15 protein-coding genes are annotated in these 24105 nt (G+C 42.5%); 11 read left to right on the top strand and 4 right to left on the bottom strand.

Annotated features, from left to right (window positions below):
• The first annotated feature begins 58 nt into the window (after nucleotides 1-58).
• Complete coding sequence (locus G3T18_RS16865) at nucleotides 59-1192, top strand: succinylglutamate desuccinylase/aspartoacylase family protein (RefSeq protein ID WP_224411744.1); 1134 nt, start codon at nucleotides 59-61, stop codon at nucleotides 1190-1192.
• 403 nt (nucleotides 1193-1595) lie between these two features.
• The gene (gene era / locus G3T18_RS16860) at nucleotides 1596-2552 is read left to right on the top strand and encodes a GTPase Era (RefSeq protein ID WP_224411743.1); all 957 of its coding nucleotides are present in this window, start codon (nucleotides 1596-1598) and stop codon (nucleotides 2550-2552) included.
• Nucleotides 2553-2606: 54 nt separating this feature from the next.
• Here era and G3T18_RS16855 read toward each other — a convergent pair whose 3' ends face one another.
• Nucleotides 2607-2849, bottom strand: coding sequence for a hypothetical protein (locus G3T18_RS16855; protein WP_224411742.1), 243 nt, complete (start codon nucleotides 2847-2849; stop codon nucleotides 2607-2609).
• Nucleotides 2850-3163: 314 nt separating this feature from the next.
• Here G3T18_RS16855 and G3T18_RS16850 point away from each other — a divergent pair, with 314 nt between their 5' ends.
• Nucleotides 3164-7765, top strand: a complete 4602-nt coding sequence (locus G3T18_RS16850; RefSeq protein WP_224411741.1) for a hybrid sensor histidine kinase/response regulator — start codon at nucleotides 3164-3166, stop codon at nucleotides 7763-7765.
• 230 nt (nucleotides 7766-7995) lie between these two features.
• On the opposite strand, the gene G3T18_RS16845 is transcribed toward G3T18_RS16850, so the two are convergent.
• Nucleotides 7996-8415, bottom strand: a complete 420-nt coding sequence (locus G3T18_RS16845) for a hypothetical protein (RefSeq protein WP_224411740.1) — start codon at nucleotides 8413-8415, stop codon at nucleotides 7996-7998.
• 12 nt (nucleotides 8416-8427) lie between these two features.
• Nucleotides 8428-9813: a hypothetical protein gene (locus tag G3T18_RS16840; RefSeq protein WP_224411739.1), complete on the bottom strand. Its 1386-nt coding sequence runs from the start codon at nucleotides 9811-9813 to the stop codon at nucleotides 8428-8430.
• Between the two features lie 275 nt (nucleotides 9814-10088).
• On the opposite strand from G3T18_RS16840, the gene psaC reads away from it, so the two are divergent.
• The 5 genes from psaC (at nucleotide 10089) to sds (ending at nucleotide 18513) form a co-directional block, all read left to right on the top strand.
• Nucleotides 10089-10334, top strand: coding sequence for a photosystem I iron-sulfur center protein PsaC (gene psaC, locus G3T18_RS16835; protein ID WP_224411738.1), 246 nt, complete (start codon nucleotides 10089-10091; stop codon nucleotides 10332-10334).
• A gap of 189 nt (nucleotides 10335-10523) precedes the next feature.
• A complete protein-coding gene (gene glmS, locus G3T18_RS16830; protein ID WP_224411761.1) occupies nucleotides 10524-12425 on the top strand; it encodes a glutamine--fructose-6-phosphate transaminase (isomerizing) in 1902 nt (633 codons plus the stop codon).
• A 293-nt stretch (nucleotides 12426-12718) separates the two neighbouring features.
• Nucleotides 12719-14194: a cation:proton antiporter gene (locus G3T18_RS16825; RefSeq protein WP_224411737.1), complete on the top strand. Its 1476-nt coding sequence runs from the start codon at nucleotides 12719-12721 to the stop codon at nucleotides 14192-14194.
• A gap of 590 nt (nucleotides 14195-14784) precedes the next feature.
• On the top strand, nucleotides 14785-16665 hold the full coding sequence (locus tag G3T18_RS16820) for an N-acetylmuramoyl-L-alanine amidase (protein ID WP_224411736.1): 1881 nt from the start codon (nucleotides 14785-14787) through the stop codon (nucleotides 16663-16665).
• A gap of 876 nt (nucleotides 16666-17541) precedes the next feature.
• The gene (sds, locus tag G3T18_RS16815) at nucleotides 17542-18513 is read left to right on the top strand and encodes a solanesyl diphosphate synthase (protein WP_224411735.1); all 972 of its coding nucleotides are present in this window, start codon (nucleotides 17542-17544) and stop codon (nucleotides 18511-18513) included.
• Nucleotides 18514-18520: 7 nt separating this feature from the next.
• On the opposite strand, the gene G3T18_RS16810 is transcribed toward sds, so the two are convergent.
• On the bottom strand, nucleotides 18521-19009 hold the full coding sequence (locus G3T18_RS16810) for a hypothetical protein (RefSeq protein WP_224411734.1): 489 nt from the start codon (nucleotides 19007-19009) through the stop codon (nucleotides 18521-18523).
• Between the two features lie 180 nt (nucleotides 19010-19189).
• Between G3T18_RS16810 and hetZ the strand changes: the two genes are divergently transcribed.
• The 3 genes from hetZ to G3T18_RS16795 all read left to right on the top strand — a co-directional run bounded on the left by hetZ (nucleotide 19190) and on the right by G3T18_RS16795 (nucleotide 24083).
• Nucleotides 19190-20299: a heterocyst differentiation protein HetZ gene (gene hetZ, locus G3T18_RS16805; RefSeq protein ID WP_224411733.1), complete on the top strand. Its 1110-nt coding sequence runs from the start codon at nucleotides 19190-19192 to the stop codon at nucleotides 20297-20299.
• A gap of 108 nt (nucleotides 20300-20407) precedes the next feature.
• Nucleotides 20408-21454 (top strand): hypothetical protein, encoded by a 1047-nt coding sequence (locus G3T18_RS16800; protein WP_224411732.1) that lies wholly within the window; start codon nucleotides 20408-20410, stop codon nucleotides 21452-21454.
• 292 nt (nucleotides 21455-21746) lie between these two features.
• Nucleotides 21747-24083, top strand: a complete 2337-nt coding sequence (locus G3T18_RS16795) for a transglutaminase TgpA family protein (protein WP_224411731.1) — start codon at nucleotides 21747-21749, stop codon at nucleotides 24081-24083.
• The last annotated feature ends 22 nt before the right edge of the window (nucleotides 24084-24105 follow it).

The following is a 24105-nucleotide window of genomic DNA, read 5'->3' as shown; positions in this document are numbered from 1 at the left end:
GCATCCTGATTTAAATAAATTACAATGGGAGTTTTATCTGAACCAATAGCTCAATGCGATGATCCCCAAAATTGACACCTTCGATTTACTACAACTAGCATCTGGCGATCGCCTTTCTCTCCAAGTTTACAAGTTTATTGGCTCGAAACCAGGTAAAAAAGCTTATCTTCAAAGTAACCTGCACGGTGCAGAAATTGTCGGTAATGCTGTTATTCACCAATTAATTGAGTTTTTTTCTAGTTTAGAATCAACTCAACTTGAGGGCGAAATTTGGCTTGTTCCTGTTTGTAACCCTCTTAGTACCAATCAACGCAGTCATTTTTTTGCTTCGGGTCGCTACAATAGTTATGATGGCAAAGATTGGAACCGCATTTTTTGGGATTATGAAAAAGAAACAAATCGCTTAGATTCTTTTGTCTCGAAAAATATTACTGAAGAAACTGAAGAACTTAGGTATCATTTTCTGGAAGTAATCCAAGCTGCTTTCCAAAAACAAATTGCCAAAATTCACCAACCTAGCAGTCTTCCTTATCACGAACAGTATCGCTATATCTTACAATCATTATGTTTAGATGCTAATTATGCGCTCGATATTCATAGTTCGAGTAACCAAGCTATCGATTATCTTTATTGTTCCCAAAGTCGCGAAGATAGTGCTAAATATTTTCTCCTCGATTATGGGATTGTTCTCAATGAATATGATGGTGATGCTTTTGACGAAGCTTTTATCAAACCTTGGCTAGCTTTAGAAAAAAAATTAGCTCAACTGGGACAAGAAACTAGATTTGATTTGGAATCTTGGACGCTCGAATTAGGTTCGGGAATGCAGATGGAACGAGAGTCTGTTGACAAAGGTTTTCGCGGAATTATTAATTACTTAGCTGCTAAAGAAATGCTTCAATTAGCTGAATTTCCTCTCGCTGAAACTGCGAAACATCAAATCACCTTGGTTGAGAAAAGTAAAATTAAAAAATACTATACTTTTGGTGGTGGAATGATTCAAGAAATAGTTCCTTTAGGAAGTAGAGTGCAACCAGGAGATCGACTTTATCAACTCCTTAGCTTTAACAAGCAAGGAAAAGTACCAACGGCGATCGAAATTTGCGCCGAAGCTACAGGAATAGTTTTTGATGTAGCTACTAATAAATCAGTTAATCAAGGAGAATATGTCCTTTCAATTATGGAAATATAAAGGCGATTTTTTAACTAGTTTAGGAGCAAAAATGTTATTTTTTAGAGGTGAGTTGATAGTTAAATGTTCAATAGTTTTTGTGGAAGTTCAGGAGAGGATTATCAAATTTGGCTGAAAATTATTTACCAAAAATATGATTCTAATTTAAGGGAAAATACACTTTTGCTAGCACCGGAAAATTAAAATGAGTTAGGTGAATAGATGGCTAAATATTTTGATTGAAATTAAAGTTAAGTTAGATGAATTTCGTAATTTAATTAATAAAAAAATGCTTGAAAATATGTTAGAATTATTTGATATTTTCCTTGAAGTCAAGGCTGTAGTTTGACTTGATGAAAAAAAGCAAAATTAGCCTTTATGGCAGGTTAAAATTAGACAAATCGACAAAAATATAATTAGGAAAATGACTAACGAAAACTTAGAAATAAATCCCGAAAGAAGCGAATATACAATCCCTTTAGCACCCGAAGGATTCAAATCGGGATTTGTCGCCATTATCGGACGACCAAATGTAGGTAAATCTACCTTGATGAATCAATTAATCGGGCAAAAAATAGCGATAACTTCGCCTGTAGCCCAAACCACCCGCAACCGACTCCAAGGTATTTTAACCACCGCAGAAGCCCAAATAATTTTTGTCGATACACCGGGAATTCATAAACCCCATCACGAATTAGGTAAAGTCATCGTCAAAAATGCCTTGAGTGCAATCGATGCTGTAGATTTAGTATTATTTTTAGTAGATAGTTCGGTAGAAGCTGGAGGTGGCGATCGCTTTATTGTTGATGTTCTCGAAAATACCGATACACCAGTTATTTTGGGGCTAAATAAATCAGACCAACAGCCGGAAAATTTCTTAGCAATTGATGCAACTTATGCGGAAATTTCTGAAGCCAATAATTGGGATTCAATCAAATTCTCAGCCCTAACAGGGACTGGATTAGAGCAACTGCAAAACTTGTTAATTGCTAACTTAGAACCAGGACCTTATTATTATCCCCCAGATTTAGTCACCGACCAACCAGAACGTTTTATCATGGGTGAATTAATTCGCGAGCAAATTTTGTTATTAACTCGTCAAGAAATTCCTCATTCAGTAGCAATTGCGGTCGAAAAAGTAGAAGAAGAAGAACATATCACCCGTATTTATGCGACAATTAATGTAGAAAGAAAATCGCAAAAAGGTATTTTAATTGGTAAAGGTGGCAGTATGCTCAAAGAAATTGGTACTGCTGCGCGTCAGCAAATCCAAAAATTAATAGCTGGAAAAGTTTATTTAGAATTATTTGTCAAGGTGCAGCCGAAATGGAGACAATCGAGATTAACGTTAGCAGAATTAGGATATAAAATCGAAGAATAAATTAAATTAATGCAGTGAACTGGTGCATGAAAAGTAGAACAGGAGTAGCGCGAATCAATTAATGATTAAAACAGCAGAAAGTTCATCCACCAGTCGCATTCGTCCTCGGATAGTAGCTCGCAACAATCGATCGAGAGAAGCCTTTTCTTCCTCAGAGAGAGAATCTTCTTCTAAAATAGCTGCCATCAAGCCATAACGATCGGCAAGAGTAATACATCCAGATTTGCTAACTTGAGCGAAAAGATCCGAGACAGCACCAGGAAGAAGACGAGGAGGGACTAAAAATTTGTTATTCATAAAAACTTATACTGAACTCGATACTTCTAAGATCGTTTATTTGAGAGCTTATGTGGGTGAGGGAAATTAGGTCTTTTTGCGATCGCGTCCACTAGGATTTAGCGATCGCGATACTCATTGATAGTGATATGAGACAATAGCGGTGGCGATCGCGATCGCCACCGAGCCGAGAAAAATAAGGAAAAGTATCCAGAAAAGAAAGTCCAACTGAAAGGCGATCGCGTTAAGCTAAGAACATCAAAGATTCGAGAAAAAACTAGGAGTCCAGCATTCCCTAAAAATAAGCTGACTTCCTAAGAGGGGGAATTTGGGTAATGGAACAAGAACAACTACAAAAAATTACAGGTTACTTTATAGAAGAATCAAAAGAATACCTCGAAACGATTTCACAAGGGATTACCAATCTCGCAGAGACATTAGCAGATCCCGAAGCTATCCAAGAAGTATACCGTGCAGCCCACTCAATCAAAGGGGGAGCAGCAATGTTAAATCTGGGTAGCATTCAAAAAACAGCCCTACACTTAGAAGATTATTTTAAATTTCTCAAACAATCGCCAGTTAAGGTTAACGAACAACTAAAATCAAAATTAATGCAGGTGTTTGCCGTGCTAGACAAACTCCTCAAACACTTGCAACAACCGGGCGGTATCCCCGAAACCGTAGGAAAATCATTAATGGCAGAAGTAGAGCCACTTTTTCCTCAAATCGATCGCCAACTCAAAGAACTTGCTTACGGTAAAAGCAAATCAGCAAGCAAACAGCCAGCCCAGAAAAAGAAAGCCTCCAACCAACAGCAAAACTTTCACAAGCAAGTTTTGCTTCAGTTACGAGCAATGCTGGAGTTGTTTAAGCAGCCAGATCTGCCAGAAAACCGTGTCAAACTGCAAAATAGCTGTCAGAAACTCGTTCATCTGCGAGCCAATCAAGGACAGAAAAACTGGGTAAAATTGTTACAAACAGCTTCAAGAGCGATCGCCAATCCACAAAATTCTACTGCCAAACTAGCCAGCATTGTCGTTAAAGAAATTAAACAAGCAGCAGAACTTGTCGTGGCAAATCGCGGTGACGAAATTAAAGCCAGTCAGCAACTGCAAGCAATAGCGAGCAAAAAAACCTCACCAACCATTGCAACTTCAGAATCAGCCAAACTCACCGCAGTCGGCAAAAATAACCAACTGATTACTGTCGAACCGGAAGTGGGAATGGCAGAATTAAACACTTTAGCCGATCTTTTCGCAGGTGAAGAACCCGATTTTGCATCCGAAGAAAAAGTTGACAGCAATCTCGAAATCGAGACAGGAGATTTTGCCGATTTATTCAGTGATGTCAACAAAGCGGAAGAATCTAGCAGTAAAAGTTTGGATCGAGATTTGAGCGATCTGTTTGCAGAAGAAACAACTGCAAAACCAGTTGAGTCCCGCAATCCACCAACAACTGATTTAAAAACCGATTTAGAAACTGAAGAAGAGGATTTAGCAGATATCTTGGCAATTGACGAGACAAAAACCTCATCCTCAGCAGAAGATTTGAGCGAATTATTTGGCGAAGACTTTGCTTTTGAAGAAGAAACTCAAACCGAAACCCCAAACCCATCCTCAGCAGAAGATTTGAGCGAATTATTTGGCGAAGACTTTGCTTTTGAAGAAGAAACTCAAGCCGAAACCCCAAGCGCATCCTCAGCAGAAGATTTGAGCGAATTATTTGGCGAAGACTTTGCTTTTGAAGAAGAAACTCAAGCTAAACCCACCACTTTCGGCGAATTAGAAGACTTATCCTTATCCACAGCCCCAGAAACGAACAAAAATAAAGATTTAGTCAGAGAAAATCGTTTCGGGAGCGAAGATGCTGACGAATTGAATGAATTATTTGCTCAAATAGAGTCAGACAGCCCAGATAGGTTGCTCAAACTAGAAGATTCTCAGCTTCGCGACACACAAACAAGTTCCAACCTCGAAGAGTTAGAAGATATATTTGCTGAGTTCGACTCAACAACAAACGAATCAATTGAGACATCAGCAGACTTAAACGAACTCTTCGCCACCGCCAAAACCGATTCTCACGACTCAGAAACGCCAGGAGACAGTTTAGCAAACTTATTGAGCGATGAAACTGCGCCCCCAGTAGTACCAACCAGCAAACCAAAAGAAGCAGTCCAAACCGAAACTGCGTCCATCGAATATTTCGAGCAATTCGACGAACTAGAAGCAATGCTCGATCGACCCATCCCTGAAGCAAACGAACTCGACGAGACTAACAACTGCGACTTTGAGAAGTTGGAAGCATGGCTAGAACAACCAGCAAAAGCAGTAGTAGCAGCCTTAGTAGAAGTAGAAGAAGAAACAACTGTAACTGAGGCGGGTAGTGAAAGTCTTGTCGAAGAAGACTTTGCCGATTTAGAAGAATTACTCGACCTCGCCACCCAAACCATGGGCGGACCCCCAACAGCAGTTACTACCCCAACACCACGTTACTCCAGACAAACGCGAGTCAGCGATCAAACTCTCAAAGTACCAGTCAAGCAAATGGATAACTTGAGTAACCTGGTTGGGGAGTTAGTAGTCAACCGCAATAGCCTCGAACAAGACGAAGAAAGACTGCGCCAATTCTTAGATAATTTGTTGCATCAAGTAGGACAACTGAGCGACGTAGGCGGCAGAATGCAAGACTTGTACGAGCGATCGCTACTCGAAAGCGCCTTACTTGCCAATCGTAGTTCTTACGATCGCGGCAGTACCGGAGCAGCAGCCAACATTAGCGCAGGGTCTCGCAGCGATCGTCACGATCGTCACGGTGATTACGATCCCCTGGAAATGGATCGCTTTACAGGCTTCCATTTGCTCTCTCAAGAGATGATCGAATTAATCGTGCGGGTGCGAGAGTCCACCTCAGATATCGAGTTTCTCGTTGACGAAATTAACCAAGTCGCCAGAGTCTTACAGCAAGTCACCAACCAACTCCAAGAAGGCTTGACCAAATCCCGCATGGTTCCCTTTGCTGAAACCGCCATTCATCTCCCTGGTGCAGTCAAGCGCATCTGTATGAAATTGAATAAAGAAGCTAAGCTGCATATCGAAGGTCGAGAAACCTCGATCGACAAGATGATTCTCGAGCATCTCTCCGATCCCATGAAACACCTGATTAACAACGCCCTGACTCATGGAATCGAACCCCAACAAGTGCGCCTCGCTGCCGGGAAACCAGCCGCAGGACAAATTACTATTCGCGCTTTTCACCAAGGAAACCAAACCGTGATTTCCGTCTCCGATGACGGAGCCGGAATTGACCCAGAACGAGTCAAAAACAAAGCAGTCGGAATCGGATTAATTACCAAACGACAAGCAGCAAACTTGTCCGATATCGAAGTTTACGAGTTGCTATTTCATGCTGGTTTCAGTACCAAAGACAAAGCCGACGACTTCGCCGGACGCGGTGTAGGTATGGATGTAGTGCGTACCAGCATTAGAGAAATTCGCGGTACAGTCACTATTGACTCCACTTTAGGTAAGGGAACCACGTTCACGATTCGCCTACCCTTAACCTTAAGTATTTGTAAAGCCCTCTGCTGCATCAGCAACAAAAATCGGATCGCCTTCCCGATGGACGGTGTAGAAGATATGCTCGACGTACCGCACAGTGAAATTCAAACCACTTCTGATGGCAATCATTGCATTCGCTGGCGCGATCGCCAACTTAACTTCCAGCCCCTCTGCGAACTCCTAACTTACAACCGTCAAATTGGCAGAAGTCAGCACTATGCTGGTAAACGCGAAGATGATTTAATTTCGATTGTAATTTTGCGCAGTGCAGGTAGTTTACTCGCCATTCAAGTAGATCAAGTTCTTGGAGAACAAGAAATCGTCATTAAACAACTTAGCGGTCCTGTTCCCAAACCCCCAGGAATTGCAGGTGCAACTGTTTTAGGAGACGGAAGAGTTATGGCGATCGCTGATGTTCTCGAACTGATTGACATCTCCCAAGGACGCATTCGCAAAGATGGCGCCAACATCCTCTGGCGTAAAGATACCACCAATGCAACTCCAGAACCTAGTACGGTGAAGAGCGAGCCATTAGTCTTAATTGTCGATGACTCAATTACAGTCCGCGAACTCCTCTCGATTACCTTTACTAAATCCGGCTACCGCGTCGAACAAGCTCGCGACGGTCACGAAGCCTGGGAAAAACTCAGTTCTGGCTTGCCTAGCGATATCGTCTTTTGCGACATTGAAATGCCCCGCATGGATGGCTTAGAACTCTTGTCTCGGATGCAAAAAGACGAAGAACTTTCCTCTATTCCCATTGCTATGCTTACCTCTCGCGGAGCCGATCGCCATCGCCAGGTCGCTGCTCAACTAGGTGCTAGTGGTTATTTTACCAAACCTTATCTCGAAGAAGCCTTGCTCGATGCTGCCCAGCGCATGATCAAAGGCGAAGTTTTATTACCAAATAGTACCCGCAAAAGTAAGCCACAACCAATTCCCACAGAACCGCCAACACTTATTCAGGAAGTACGTCCTAAGTCGGAAATCAAGGTTCTCATCGTTGATGACTCGGTTGTTGTCCGCGAATTGCTCTCAGCTACCTTTAAAAAAGCAGGTTATCAAGTAGAACAAGCCCGCGATGGTCAAGATGCTTGGGAAAAACTCAACTCCGATTTAGGTTTTGATATCGTCTTCTGCGATATCGAAATGCCCCGTATGGATGGCTTAAAACTGCTGTCTCAGCTTCAAGAAGACGAAAAACTTTCTCAAGTCCCGGTGGCGATGATTACCTCTCGTGGCGCGAAAAAACACCAGCAAAAAGCGGCAGATAAAGGGGCAAAAGGTTACTTTGTCAAGCCTTATAAAGAACCTGAATTACTCGATGCTGCTGAACGGATGCTTAAAGGTGAGGTATTGTTGAAAGCGGAAGCAATTTAGTCTTCAATTGATTATCAATTAACCTCTTTTTGTAGAGACGTAGCAGTGCTACGTCTCTTAGATTAATTAAAATAACTCTTAAATACTAACGATCCATTTACACACAAATGTCCTAAATTTTCCAAGTAAAAATATTATCTAAAAACCGAAATAAATTAATTTACAAGTTTACACCCATTACTCATTTTTTAGTTCTTAAAATCAATCTTATTACCTATCAAGTTAGGTTATTAGCTCGCTTCAATCCGTTGAACAATGCAATTTATCTTCTCTAATTGAAAGTACGACAATAACCATTCAATTTCAACTTTTGTTCCTCTATAGATGAAGTCATGATTATTTACCGTTTCCTGAATTTTTCGATAAGCTTCTACAGTTGATATATTTAAAATTTGACGAAAGCATTTAATTATTACTGATTTATTCTGGGCATAATTTTTGATTATTATTTTCCACTCTCCTTCCTCTTTTAGTATTTTTTGACGAAGATTTTCTGGCAGAAAACCTACATCGTCAAGTTCAATTGAAGAGCCACATAAATGGCAATTACCTGAAAGATACCATCTTAGTTTTTGATTAATTATTGTTTGCTGAACTTCAAATTTAATTAATTGTTTACAGTCATAGCATTGAGATGAAATTAATGCCATATCCTTTAGAGATTATCTTAGTGGTTTCCAATCATACCAATTGAGAATTGTCAACCAAATAGCCGATAATAATCCCGCTAAACTAAGAGTAAGTCCAGAATAAGGAACAAGCAAACCAAAAATAGGCGCGATCGCCCCCGCAATAGTACAAATGACCGCAGCCAGGGATGTACTACGAGATTTTCCCAAACCCCAAACCAGTCCCAAAAGTACCAACGAAATTATACTCCAAGCGAAAGTAGGAGCCATAACTCGACTAAAATAGGTTAAAGCGAGCAGACAAGCAAAAAATAATCCCCCAGCGATCGCCACATTTCTCAGCGATAATGGTATTGATAAATACAATAACAGCAACCACCACAAAAATACCGCCGGAGCTAAAATTAGCAAGCGAGGTAAAATTCCCGTATTCGTAATTCTTTCTGTAGCTGTAAAGACACCAAAAGGATTTTGTACCGAAACATTTTCCGTAAAAATCCAAGTAAAAACTGTACCATTCTGGCGATTTTCTATTTCTGTAGGTGTAATTCCACTTGCAAAATCAGCATTCTTAAAATTAGTATTAATTGTCAAACGAAAATTACTTAATAATTGTCCCCCAGCTTCATAAACCCAACGCGGCGAACCTTGAGCTTGATAAATAACCCGAAACTGAGTAGATTCCCCTGATTCTAAACGGAAAGGAAAGCTATAAACACCCTGATTACTAGGTTGCAAAATTTCCTCTTCTCGTTCAACCCGGAAATTTTGCAACAATAAATAACTGTAAGGAGGAGCAATTTCAAAAAAGAAATCTTCTCCTTCAGCAAGAGAATTAGTAACTTGATAAAGAGCGCTAAAATCAACGCTATAATTGCTTTTATTATTAGCTAAATTCTTAACTTCGTTGATATTAACCGAAATTGAAGACGAGTCCAGAGTGAGAGAGCGACTTACTTTTTGTATCTCTTCCACCTGAACTGGTTGACCATCCACAAAAGTAGTATAAGTATAAGGTTCCTCGACCAAATAACGAACTCCTGGTGCAGGTTGGGTGAGTCTCTCTCCCTCAACACTAGCAGCAACTTGAGCCACTTTAGCTTGTTCCCAGTGATGGTAGCGATTGCTGAGAGTAGAAAAAAGTAAGAAACCAACAACCAACAGTGCTAAAATCAAAGCACCGTGTTGCAGAGATTTTAACCAAGTATCATAGCGCCGAAACCACTGGAAAACGAAAATCTCACTCTCTGTATTTCGACGACGCAAGGAAAAGCTCATCAAAGCGATCGCAACTCCCAACACACAGATTAAAATAGCTACAACCCCGAACAATTTGAGTAATTGAATGCCAAAATTGATTAATTCGTCCGGGTGGGTAAGATCGGGTAAACCGGGTATTCCCCGAGCATTTTGGAACATATAATTTGGGCGACTTTTTGCAGTGCTAATAAGTTGACAAGACGTCAAAATTGAGCCTAAGTTTCCCAAACATCCCTACCTCCCCCTCATCAGAACGAGCAAAAACTGCTCGCTAGCGTAAAAATGTGGTATGTAACCTCTAGATTTTGGTTAACTTGTTAAGGAATTTAAAGGTTTGTAGCTTTTTACGTTAGGGAGGTTAAATGCAAGGGTAAACTAGCCTACAGCCAAAAGCTGTATTAAACGGAGAACACTCGGTAAGGAGTCAATAGTAAATGTCTCATCAAGTCAAAATTTACGATACCTGTATTGGCTGCACTCAATGCGTCCGTGCTTGTCCGACAGACGTGCTAGAAATGGTACCTTGGGACGGCTGTAAAGCTGCTCAAATCGCCTCTTCTCCACGTACCGAAGACTGCGTGGGCTGCAAGCGCTGCGAAACTGCTTGTCCAACAGATTTCTTAAGCATTCGCGTCTATCTAGGGGCAGAAACTACTCGCAGTATGGGTCTCGCGTACTAAAAGTAGCAATCATTGTTAAGTTAAATATATTTCTTGCGAGAGAGGGAGCATTTTGCCCCTCTTTTTTCCTTTGGGTGGCTGTAGAATTAAACCCAGCTAGTAAGTTAGTCAAGTTCTCCTGAAAAACCGAGTACCTCTGAGCAAAGATTTATGATGTTACAAGTACGATTGAGAGGAGTGAGTGGCAAAATGTGTGGAATTGTTGGCTATATTGGTACTCAAGTAGCTACAGAGATTTTGCTGGCTGGTTTGGAAAGGCTGGAATATCGAGGTTATGACTCTGCTGGTATTGCTACAGTCAGTGAAGGTAAAATTCATTGCGTGCGGGCTAAAGGCAAACTCTACAATTTACGGGAAAAGCTGGAAAGAGAAGTAAATCATGCGCAAATAGGTATTGGACATACTCGCTGGGCAACTCATGGTAAACCAGAAGAATATAATGCTCATCCTCATTTAGATTGTGGAATGCGGGTAGCAGTAGTACAAAATGGGATTATTGAAAATTACCGCGAATTAAGGGATGAATTGAAAAGTAAAGGCTGTGAATTTCGCTCAGAAACAGATACAGAAGTTATTCCTAATTTAATTGCCCAGTTTTTGCCGGAAAAACCAATTCCCGAACTTCAAGACTCAAATGCGTTTTTAGAGGCAGTACAGAAAACAGTAAACCGCTTAGAAGGAGCATTTGCTTTAGCGATCGCGGCAGCAGAATATCCTGATGAGTTAATTGTAGTCCGCCAGCAAGCTCCTTTAGCGATCGGTTTTGGACAGGGGGAGTTTTTCTGTGCTTCAGATATTACGGCATTAGTTCCGCACACTCGCGCTGTACTATCTCTAGAAAATGGGGAATTAGCGCGGTTGACTCCCTTGGGTGTAGAAGTCTATGATTTCACTGGCACAAGGCTGAAAAAAATGCCCCGCACCCTAAGCTGGAGTCCAACTTTGGTGGAAAAACACGGTTTCCGCCACTTTATGCTCAAGGAAATTTACGAACAACCAGCAGTAGTGCGTAACTGTTTAGAAGCTTATGTTAACCAAGCATGGCACGCTCAAGAAAATTGCGAATTATCACCAATTAACCTGGGTTTATCGCCGAAACTATCGGAAAATTTAGCACAAATTCAAATTCTTGCTTGCGGTACGAGTTGGCACGCTTCTTTAGTGGGAAAATACCTATTGGAACAGTTAGCCGGAATTCCTACTCAGGTAGAATATGCTTCGGAATTTCGCTATGCACCCACACCAATTACACCGAATACACTAACAATTGGCGTTACTCAGTCGGGAGAAACTGCCGATACTTTAGCCGCTTTGGAAATGGAAAAACAGCGTCGCAGTCAATTGCAACCAGAATTTCAAGCGCGGTTGTTAGGAATGACAAATCGACCCGAAAGTACCCTTGCTTCCATTGTTGATGAGATAATTGATACTAAAGCGGGAATTGAAATTGGTGTAGCAGCGACAAAAACTTTTGTTACTCAATTAATTGGTTTTTACTGTTTGGCGTTAGATTTAGCCGATCGTCGGGGAACTTTATCTGCGAGTAGAATCGAAGAAATATTGATTGGTTTGCGTCACTTACCCCAACACATTGAAAACGTTCTCGAACAGCAAGAGCGAGTAATAGAAGACTTAGCACACGATTTTGCTGAGACACAAGACTTTATTTTTATCGGACGAGGAATTAACTTTCCCATTGCTTTAGAAGGAGCGCTAAAACTGAAAGAAATAAGTTACATCCATGCAGAAGGTTATCCCGCCGGAGAGATGAAACACGGTCCGATCGCCCTATTAGATGCTAAAGTTCCAGTAGTGGCGATCGCGATGCCTGGTGGTGTCTACGAAAAAGTTGTTTCTAACGCCCAAGAAGCGAAAGCACGAGATGCTCGTTTAATCGGCGTAACTCCCGTTAACGATCTTGAAGCCGCAGAAACATTCAACGATTTGTTACCCGTACCAGAAGTCGAAGAATTACTCTCGCCAATTCTGGCAGTAGTTCCCTTACAACTCCTGGCTTATCATATCGCCGCAAGGCGAGGTTTAGATGTAGACCAACCTCGCAATCTTGCTAAATCGGTAACTGTTGAGTAAACAAAAACTATAATCTGTGATTTAGTTGATGGAGCGTTCAAGATAAGAACGTATACTATGAGATAAACTCATGTACTACAAAATAAAGTTCTATATCAGCAAATAAAATTTTCTGTGATATAGAGCTTTACTACTTTCGATTAGAATTAGACCCAAAGAAGCAGCAGAAGCGCTCAATTAAGTTGATTCGCTCTCGCTGCGGTGGGGAAACTGCTAAACTTTTATTTTATGAGTTGACAAATTATTTACAGTGAAGCTTGTAAATTAGATAATAGTGATTTTTGCCGCACCAAATGGCTCATCTAATAACATCAGTGAGTTTTTTCACTTTCAACTTCTCCCTAGCACCTCTGCTGGCAACAGCAGAAGAAACAGAAACCGCAAGCAGTACCCTAATTCTTGCTGGGGTACTGCTAAGTTTAATCGTAATTTACTTCGCCAGCAAACTCGGCGGAGAAATTTGCTCGCGAATCAACTTACCACCAGTATTAGGCGAATTGGTGGGCGGAGTTGTCATCGGCGTTTCTGCTTTACATCTACTCGTTTTTCCCGAAGGTGGTGCCGCAGCCAGCGATTCATTGGTGATGAGCTTTCTTGCTCGTACTACTACGGTGAGTCCCGAAATCGCGGACTCAATTTTCGCTACGCAAAGCGAAGTCATCTCTCTCCTAGCCGAACTGGGAGTGATTATACTTTTGTTTGAAATCGGTTTAGAATCAGACCTGCAAGAACTAATTCGCGTCGGACCCCAAGCTGCGATCGTTGCTGTAGTGGGGGTTGTCGCCCCTTTTGCTACAGGTACCGCAGGTTTGGTTTATTTGTTTAACGTTCCCGTCGTCCCAGCAGTCTTTGCGGGTGCTGCTTTAACTGCTACCAGTATTGGGATTACCGCCAAGGTTCTCGCGGAATTAGGACAGCTTAGTTCGCGAGAAGGTCAGATAATTATTGGAGCGGCGGTACTCGATGATGTTCTAGGAATTATCGTCTTAGCAGTTGTGGCTTCCCTGGTAAAAACTGGAGAAATTCAAATCAGTAATATCATTTACCTGATTATTAGTGCTGGGGTATTCCTCATCGGCGCTATTTTAGTCGGACGCTTCCTCAGTCCTTACTTAATCGCTTTGGTTAAGCAGATGAGGACTCGTGGCGAGTTATTGCTCACCGCACTGATTTTTGCTCTCAGCTTGTCGTATATTGCCACTGTAATTGAGCTAGAAGCAATTTTAGGAGCTTTTGCTGCTGGGCTAGTGCTAGCAGAAACCGAAAAGCGGAAAGAATTAGAAGAACAAGTGGTTCCCGTGGCTGACGTTCTTGTGCCAATTTTCTTTGTTTGTGTCGGCGCAAAAACTGATTTAGGAGTCCTCAATCCTGCCGTCCCTAGCAATCGAGAAGGATTAATCATTGCTACCTTTCTAATTGTGGTGGCTATTGTTGGTAAGGTAATTACTGGTTTTACTCTTTTCGGTCAGCCGGATTTGAACAAGTTGGCTATTGGTGTCGGGATGATACCAAGAGGCGAAGTAGGATTGGTATTTGCTGGTGTGGGCGCAGCGAGTGGTGCTTTGTCGGAAGCGACGGAAGCTGCGATTATTATGATGGTAATTCTGACGACCTTTATCGCGCCGCCTCTGTTACGCTTTGTTTTCCAAGAACCGCAAACAGCATCTTCTTTGAATGGGACGACAACTGAATCAGTGAATTTGTCAGCTAGTTCAGAAAGTGATTCTCCCTCGTCAGAAATTGAAACTGCGCAAAAACCTAACAATTAAAAAGATGTTCAAAAGCGCGATCGCTTACTTAGCTACTATTAATTGAACAGAGAACAAAAGGATAAAAATCTGGCACAGGTTTTTATCCACATTTTTTTCGATTTGTCAAGCTTGATTTTAACAGTGACAAAATGAAAATTAAGCAGGAGAGCGATAATTCTGATGCGCTCGGCGCTAGCGTTAGCACTGGAAGCAAATAACCTAGTCGCAAGTAGGAATTTCAACTAAAATTTTTGAAACTAAACTGTTGCTGTTTGCGTCGATAATATTTAAGTCTAGAAAGCATCGCGAAAACTAGAGGTGCATTAATGCTGCTACTCAAGTTATGGCATTTTTGCGAGGACTTGGCTAATTCCCGGTCAGACACGAATAGTGGTATAAGGTGCTAACATACAAACCCTAGGAATAGGCTTGCTAAATAAGTCCTGTGGCAACTAAGTTATCCCAAAGCACGATGATTCTGCCAACTTGTGGTATCTGGGAAATAGCCCGATCGCTGCTTTTGAGATAATTTAAGGAGCGAACCTATGCCAAACTAGAACAGTTCTTTCTACTGTTACTGTGCTTGGTACAAGCGAGGATCGACAACTGTGAGATTTCACTGGTTATTACTAAGTTTTTTAAGTGTTTTGCTGTTTAGCTCTCCGGCTGAAGCTGGGAGACTACTTTTTTGGCGTTTTGATAAGAGTCAAAACCGACTTTCGTTTAGTACGAACGAAGGCGTTCAACCAAGGGCGCAATTGATTACTAATCCTAGTCGAATCGTAATCGATTTACCCGGAACTAGTTTGGGACGACCTTCAGTTCGGCAAAATTTAGGTGGATTGTTAACAGAGTTACGAATTGGACAGGTTGATAGCCAAACAACTCGTTTGGTGATTGAATTAGCACCGGGATATACTGTAGATCCTCAACAAGTGAGAGTTCGAGGTATTTCTCCGACTCAGTGGACGGTAGTATTACCGCCACCGCAAAGGATCGTACAACCTCAACCACAGCCCATACAACCGCCACCGACGCAGCAAACTTCGCCTCAAAATGAGCAACCGAGGGTACAAAGTCCTCCCCAACCAACTCGAGAAAATCGTTCGGTAGAAACGCTTGATGATTTTCAGGTAACGCGGAGTGGTTTTTTTGTGCGTCTCAATGATGGAGAACCTAAAAAAATTAAAATTACCCGCAGCCGCGATCGCCGCGAAATCGATATTCAACTTGAAGGTGTGACTCTCCCGAATCGATTGGCTCAAGAGAATTTGGAGGTTAATCGTTATGGAGTTAGTCAGGTGGCATTTCGCCAAGGCTCGAATTCTCCTCCAGTGGCTCGAATTACTTTGGAGGTAGACCGAGATAGTCCTGATTGGAAGGCGAGTTTTAGTAGTGGCGGTTTGGTGATTTTACCCGATGGAGTCCCGGCTAGACAGCTAGAAGATGCTTCTTCTTCTACTCCGGAACGAGAAGTTCGAGGGGAAACGGTTGAGCGACGGGTAATAATTGAGGCGGTGGATTTGACTGTTGGCGGTAGTCAACTGATTATTCGTGCTAACCAATCACTCAGAGCTACTAGCAGTTGGAATCGTCAAGAGGGAACTTACGAAATTAGTATTCCTAATGCTCAACTGGCTGACACGATTAGAGGACCTTCTCTACCCGCAGGTAGTACGATTTCCCAAGTACGCATTCGCCAACAAGATCGAGATACTGTTGTGGTAGCAGTTAAGCCTGGGGTGGGGGTAGCGATCGGACAACTTAATCAACCAACTGAAAATAGTATCTCGTTAGAGCTGGAACAAACTAGACAACCAACTTTGGCTAGTAGTTCTAATAACAGCACGATTATTCCTGTACCGCCACCAGAAAGGACGCAGCCAACGCCCAATAATAATCTGAGTTCGCCGCCGTCAAGATCTTTGCCGAGAGTTCCTAACGGACGAGCGCTGGTGGCGATCGACCCTGGACACGGGGGAAAAGATCCAGGGGCGATCGGTAGAGGAGGACTCCAAGAAAAGGATGTTATCTTGCCGATCGCCCAGCAAGTGGGACAATATCTGGAACAGCAGGGAGTTAATGCGATGATGACTCGCTCTGACGATCGCTTTATTAGCTTGGAAGGGCGAGTGCAAATGGCTAATCGGGCGGGGGCTAATTTGTTCGTTAGTATTCACGCTAATGCGATTAGTCTTAGCCGTCCGGATGTTAATGGTTTGGAAACTTATCATTACCGTAGCGGTTTGCGTCTGGCTCAAACAATTCACCGTAGTATTCTCCGCAATGTCAATGTCCGCGATCGCGGGGTGCGACAAGCTCGGTTTTATGTCCTCCGCAGAACTTCTATGCCTTCGGTATTGGTCGAAGTTGGTTTTGTTACTGGTCGGGATGATGCGGCTAATCTCTCTAACCCAACTTATCGAAACCAAATGGCGCAGGCGATCGCTGTGGGAATTTTAGAGTACATTCAACAAAATCGTGTTTAGTCTGCTGGCGCGATCGAGGCTACCCCCGTTCCTCATTGCTTAATTACCATACCAGTCAGTAGAGCAAAAATTACCTTGCTTCTACTGACTGCTTCTAGATATGAAATTTAAGGAGTGTCGTTTACTCCTTAAATTTCTTCAGCAAACCTGAAGCTAGCTGCTTTCCTTATGTGATCTCTTTAGAATTTGATTGTGTTACTTTAGCTGTACGCCCAACTAAAGTTAATAACAAATAAATAGCTAATAAATAGCTAGTGGCAAGAAGGGGGATAATCACGGCCATAACTCCATAACTCATCTAGGGTGAACAATTTGTAGAGGATAACTCGCTTTTTTTAGTTCGAGCTAGCTTGAACTTACACTCACTGCGTTTTTGCCCGTGGTGAGGCTGAGGCAGAGTGCTTGATTAGTTTTGCGGACATTGGCGGATAAGTACAGCAGAACTGACTTTTTGTTAATCACAAAAGTCCTTGCCTTGCTGCTACTGTAAACCGCACCAGAAACTGCGCTCCTGTTGTTGAGAGTTTACAGAAGCAAAACTTAGGGCTTAAATAATTGAGACTTATAATCAAGTGGTTAGACGAAAATCGCCTAACTAGACCTGTCTCCAAAATTGGTTTGCGGGTAAATATTTTTACCGCCAATTTGGGAATCAACGAGCTGCTTAAATTCTTAAAACCCTTAATATAAGAATAACACAATCTACAGAAATCTTAAAGAGATCGCCGCAAATTTACTTGACAATTTCTGGTAATGTGGGTCAAACTCCAAGATGATAATTCTCAGAAAAAGACTTTCATGTCGGGAAAGGTTGGCTTAAAATAAATTAAAGTAAATGTAAAATTTCGTAACTAGAACGCCAGAACAGGCTAACCAATGACCTCAGTAACCACCCTGTTCGCTCCTGTTGAGGGAGATTTAAAACTCTTGACAGAGAACTTAAAAAACCTGGTGAGTGCGCGACACCCAATTTTGGGAGCGGCTGCCGAACACTTGTTTGGAGCAGGAGGAAAGCGACTCAGACCAGCGATCGTGTTGTTAATTTCCCGGGGAACAATGCTCGATGCCGAGATTACTCAGCGTCACCGCCGCTTGGCAGAAATCACCGAAATGATTCATACAGCGAGCTTAGTACACGACGACGTTGTTGACGAATCAGAAATGCGGCGGAACGTAGCGACAGTCAATAGTCGATTTGGCAATCGGATTGCCGTTCTCGCAGGTGATTTTTTATTTGCTCAATCTTCATGGTACTTAGCCAACCTGGACAATCTCCTAGTAGTCAAACTACTTTCAGAAGTAATTCGCGACTTCGCCGAAGGAGAAATTCTTCAAGGGTTAAACCGATTTGACACTAGCTTATCTATTGAAGCTTACCTAGAAAAGAGTTACTATAAAACAGCCTCATTAATAGCTAATAGTAGCAAGGCAGCAGGAATATTAAGCGGAGTTTCTCCAGAAATTGCCCAAAATTTATACGAGTACGGACGCAATTTAGGTTTGGCATTTCAAATTGTTGATGATATCTTGGACTTTACTGGTTCAACAGAAGTATTGGGCAAACCAGCAGGCTCAGATTTAGTCAGTGGCAATCTGACCATTCCTGCCTTATACGCTTTAGAAGAAAAACCTTATTTAGAAACCCTCATTGAAAGGGAATTCAGCCAAGAAGGGGATATTCAGCAAGCCCTAGCACTGATTAAAGAAAGTAGCGGGATTGAGCGTTCCCGACTGCTAGCAAGCCAACAAGCTAAATTAGCGGTGGATAAAATTAGCTGCCTCAAAGCTTCAGAATCCCGCCAAGCTTTAATTAATCTGGCTGACTATGTAGTTAGTCGTCTGTACTAAAAAATTATTAAGCAAAATCGGGAGGAAGATTACTAGCATCAGATGAGGGTTTAGCTCGTAATTGTTGAATTTGCATCATCATTAACTTTTTTAAGTCCTCAATCCGTACTTCTTGACCAGAGGTTAAATTACCTGGTGTTTCGACAAATACCACACTGTCTACCTGTTCGAGATGAAAAACCTGGAACAAAATATGGGCAACAGGAACGGATGAGGCAATAATTTGCGGATCTTTGTTGACCTGAAAATCAGCAGCATCTTTAAGCGTCGGGAAAGCATAAATAACCTTTTTTTCCAGAGAAGGTTGAGCGCGATTGGTTAAAGTAGTCAAGACCCAATCGTCAGCGAGCGTCTGAAGAACATAGTATTCGAGATGTTGGAGCTGGTTAGCAAAGAGTCTGAGCACTGGCGCGATCGCCTGTTCGATCGCGACAGCAGAAACACCATAACGAGGAGCATCCTGAATCAAAAGAGAAATTTGTTGCTCTAAATCCATTTTTTTTTAATCTTTTTTCAGATGTTAACTACCATTAACTAAAGAAGTAAAGCGCGATCTCCTTTGGAGAAGGCTCCGCCTAAGCAACTGGCAAACCTTTTGAACCAGAGTTTCCCCTTATGAGTGTGAGCTAGGGCGTGTTTTCAATATAGATAATTTCGGTGGAAAATCGACCAGAGCGTGGAGGCAATCTTTCAACTACTATTCGAGCGACTTAAGCAGCTTACTCGGGCATCATCAGAGAAATGTCGCGAGGTAGCAGCGCGTATTACAGACGAAGTAACCAGGATTTGTCAACAAAGTAGGAGAATTCAAGCATCTGGAGATATACAAAGCTGGGCAAAAAAACTCGCCCTACACCGTCTCGAACAGTGTCGGCGTTATTACCAACTTGGCTCAAAGCGAGGACGGATCGAACTACAAAGTACCCTCAGCGCGATCGTCTATCGCTACATCTCTGGCGGACAAAATCGAGCCAGCTATCAAGCCAGATTGGTACTGATTGAAGATTTCTTACAAGGATTTTATGCTGAAGCGTTGAATGCCTTTCGCCGGGAAAACCAACTGAGTGAAAATTACAGTCCCCGGACTCTGCTCGAACTAGCAGAATATATGGCATTTTCCGAACGCTACGCCAAGCGACGCATTCCCCTCGGACCAAAGAGATCTCAACAATTGATCGTTTTGCGAGCGCAAACTTTTTCTCAACAACAACCTCGCGAATCAGTCGTAGATATGGACTTAGCGGCTGAAGGTGGAGCGCCAGAGTCAACCAACAACTGGAATGATTCTGCTGTGCAGCAGCTTCGGGAAGTAATGGTCGAGCAACAGTCCGCCTTTTTGGAGGGGACGCTACGCGAGACTATAATTGAGGAACTAATCGCTTATTTAGAAGAACGGCAGCAACCTGAGTGTATTAACTACTTCATTTTGCGGTTACAAGACTTGACTGCTAGCGAAATAGAAGAGATTCTCGGCTTAACTGCTCGCGAACGAGATTACTTGCAACAGCGATTTAAATATCATCTGATCCGCTTTGCTCTTTCCCATCGTTGGGAACTCGTTCATCAGTGGTTAGAAGCTGATTTAGAGCGCAATCTCGGACTTACGCCTGGAGAGTGGGAGCAATTTAAAAACCAACTAAATCCAGAACAAACAAAACTGCTTGAACTCAAGCAAAAAAAAGTACCTAACTCAGAAATTGCTCAAACACTTTCGATGACTGCGAATCAAGTGGACAAGCAATGGTTTAAACTGCTTTCCCTCGCGTGGGGTATTCGCAATCCATGAACTACTAACGTTTAAGTCGGTCGCGATCGCGGTAGTCTTCATGCCAATTATGATAAAAGCACGGTTGTTAAGTATCCGGATCGGGTGCATCTGAAGATGAATAGTGACATGAATCAAAACTTGGATTTTTTGTATTGCCAATTACTAAATTGGCTCCAAGAAAAGTCCGTTCCCGATCGCCCAGATCGAGATCGACTCAAGCCAAGCGCCGATTTGGCGGAAGATTGGTTTGTCGAAGAATTAGAATTAGACGATCTTGATTGGGATGAATCGGAGATTCGCGATCCAGCTAATGCCCCCCCTTCTTCAGCTATGGGAGAGATACCAACCGTGGAAAATCGTTTTCAGGCGCTTTTGAAGCGCAAAATGCAACAGGAAATTGAAGCTCATCTGCCTTTGTTTCCTTGGGAAACTGAAATTCGCGACTATGAAGCCGAGTTATCAGACGAGGTAGTTAACCTTTCGGTTCCTGCTCGACAGTTGTGGCATCCACAATTGGCGACGTTGAGGCTCTTGATGCCGATGCCGGAAAGGGTTCTGGTAAATTTGTTAGAGGCTTGCTCGGAAGCGATGCAATTGCCTATTCCGCCAGCCGCTAAAATGGTACGTGCGGTTAGTAGTTTGTTTCCCGAACGCTCTCAAGCTCTCGATCGCTTAGGATTTGTTTTGCTTTCTCCTAGTTTGTCTCCGAGTCGTTCGTCGTCAGTAGAGCAAACTCAACAAGATTTGGCTTCTTTATTACCTCAAAATTACGAAGCTGCTACTATCGAACAACAAATTGCCCTTTCGTTACTCGCGGCTAGAGAAATTGTTAATAGTTTGACGCTAAATCTCTCGCCCGTGCAAACTACGGTAGAACGTCAATGGCAGACGACAGCAGGAGTGGTGAAGATCCGAGCAGATTTGGCTCAAACTAGTGAAGTCGGTGGCGATTTTTATCCAGGTATTTCGGTACGGGTAAGACTAAGATTGCCTCAAGGTGGTAGTTTGAATTGGGTTTCGCCTCAAGCTTCGGTGATGGCACAGCGTACTTATCCGGGCTATCTTTGTGTAGAGTTGTTTGATTGTCAGGTAGGACAAATTTATCCTTTAGAGATTAAGCTGCGCGATCGCGCTTCTTCTCCTTTGAATTTTGCGATCGCGGTTTGTGAGTAGTCAACTTTTTGCCAGAAATGTTTTTGGCTATACGCCCTATGCGTGTCGGTGCAGCGATTGCGCCTCAATATCTTAGTCTAAATTTTGCCGGCTTCTTTTTTCCTTCTCTCTCTCCGACTTACCTTTTCTCCGCTTCGATCGCCCCGCAGTAATTTTTCAGCAGTGACGTTTCAGGTGCGAATAATCTCTACTGTTCGGCTAATATTCCTCGCCATCGTTAACAACTAAAAGATACCCTAGAGGATATTGAGAGTGTGGAAAACCTCTCCCTGATATCTATATTTATGGCAAAATGTTCAAATCAGATCGGATCGGGCATTTACCTTTGTTTGCCCCACTGCAACAGTTTTTTGCTCGAATACCTTTGCCTCAAACTGAAGAATCGATTTGGTTACGGGTGCTGGTACAGGCGCTAGTAATTGTGGGAATCGTCGCTACTGATATTGCGGCTGAAGATACGCAGATGAGTTTGTGGGCGATTCCGCTTTCCATTGTTGGCGCTTTTTGGAGTTGGTATCGACGGCGCAAGCGCAATGTTACCACGAAGTTTGTCTTAGCGATCGCGATGCTTTTTGCTCTGGCATCTTTTTTTGAGAATATTTTCGCTAATTTAAATGATACGCGCTTGGTTCTGGCTCAGTTGTTAGTGCAATTGCAAGTTATCCACAGTTTCCATTTACCCCAACGTAAGGATTTGGGGTATTCGATGGTCATTGGCTTGATTTTACTGGGTGTGGCGGGGACGATTTCCCAAACTTTGGCTTTTGCGCCTTTTTTATTGTTGTTTTTGGCGATCGCGCTTCCGGTTTTAGTCCTCGATTATCGTTCTCGACTTAATTTCCCTAGTTTAGATTTTTTACCCACTCCCACTAATGCTCCTCGTAAAACGAGATTAAATCGAATTCGACCTAGTAAATATTCTCCTCTGTCTCCTCAACGTCTTTTCGTATTGTTGTTGGTTGTTGTCGGTTTAGGGTTAGCTATTTTTGCTTTAATGCCGCGCTTTCCCGGTTATCAATTGCAAACCTTACCTGTCAGTTCGCCTGTGGATCTCGATAATGTCCGTTTCGATCCTGAAAATCGCGGCATTGTTAATCCTGGTAGTACCGAAAGTGAAGAAGGTAGTGGTGGTGTGGGACAAAATCCTAGTGAAGGTGCCGGAGAAGTTGACGAAACTTATTACTATGGTTTTGATACCAAAATTAATCAAAATCTACGCGGACAACTGAAACCAAAAGTTTTGCTGCGGGTGCGTTCCCAAGCACCGGGATTTTGGCGGGTGCTGGCATTTGACCGCTATACTGGTCAGGGTTGGGAAGTGTCTCGTGTTGAAGAGGAAGAAACTCTAACTCGTCCGAGTTGGTCTTATCAATTTTTCATCCCTAATCAAACTTTTGTTCCCCGAGTTAGAACCAAAGATGTAATTCAAAGTTACACGGCAGTGGCTGATTTACCAAATGTAATTGCCGCGTTAGCTTATCCAGAAAGACTTTATTTTCCGACGCGAGAGGTAGCTATTGGACCAGAGGGCGATTTGCGATCGCCTTTGGGTTTGGTGGATGGATTGACTTATACGGTAGTTTCGGAAGTCCCATTTCGCGATCGCACTGCACTAGGAACAGCTTCTACTGATTATCCGGAAGAAATTCAAAATTACTATTTACAAGTTCCGCCAGAAATTGCTGCCAAAGTTCGCCAACGTACAGAAGAAATTTTGGCTACTTCGCCGAAACCGATTACTTCTGCTTACGAAAAGGCTTTATTTCTCGCCCAAGCTTTAAAACAACGTTATAGCATTCAAGGGGATCTACCTTTTTTTGCTGAGGATGAAGATTTAGTGGAAGCGTTTTTATTTAAGTATGAAGGCGGCTATCCGGATCATTTTCCCACTGTCTTAACCATAATGTTGCGTTCGATTGGCATTCCGGCGAGATTAGCAACGGGGTTTAATCAAGGTGATTTTAATCCGTTTACTGGCTATTATCTGGTTAGTAATACTGATGCTCAAGCAATCACTGAAGTATATTTTCCTGGATACGGTTGGTTTACTTTCGATCCGATTCCTGGTAATGAATTAATTCCGCCTTCGATTGAAGAAAATGAGACTTTTGGGGTATTGCGTAGGTTTTGGAATTGGGTTGCTGGTTGGCTGCCTTCGCCTGTGACAGCGATTCTTAATCAGTTGTGGATTATTATTGTTGGGGGACTGACGAGATTATTTGCTAACTTGTGGCGATTTTTCTCTAGTGGTTTGTTAGGTTTATTTGGCGGTTTAATTGGCGCGATCGCTTTTGTCTTCCTGGGTTGGTTCGCTTGGAATCAATTGCGAAGCTGGAGTTATCAACGCAGGTTGACGAAACTGCCGCCAATGGCAAGATTATATCAGCAAATGCTCGATCTTTTGGCGGCGAAAGGTTACAAAAAACATCCAGCCCAAACTCCTTTGGAATATGCAGATCTATCTCGTCAGCAGCATCAAGAAGCTGTGGCGGAAATTATTGCCGAAATTTCCCAAGCTTATATCGATTGGCGCTATGGTGAAAAGTTACCCAATACTGATTATTTGCGCCAACAATTTCAATTACTAAAACGTAGTTTTCGGCGTGTTATTTCCAGGAATTCTACCTAACCCCCAAGGGGGAGTAAGGAGT

The sequence above is a fragment of the Oscillatoria salina IIICB1 genome, assembly GCF_020144665.1.
Lineage (GTDB): Bacteria > Cyanobacteriota > Cyanobacteriia > Cyanobacteriales > SIO1D9 > IIICB1.
This window is presented reverse-complemented; position numbering and strand designations above follow the sequence as displayed.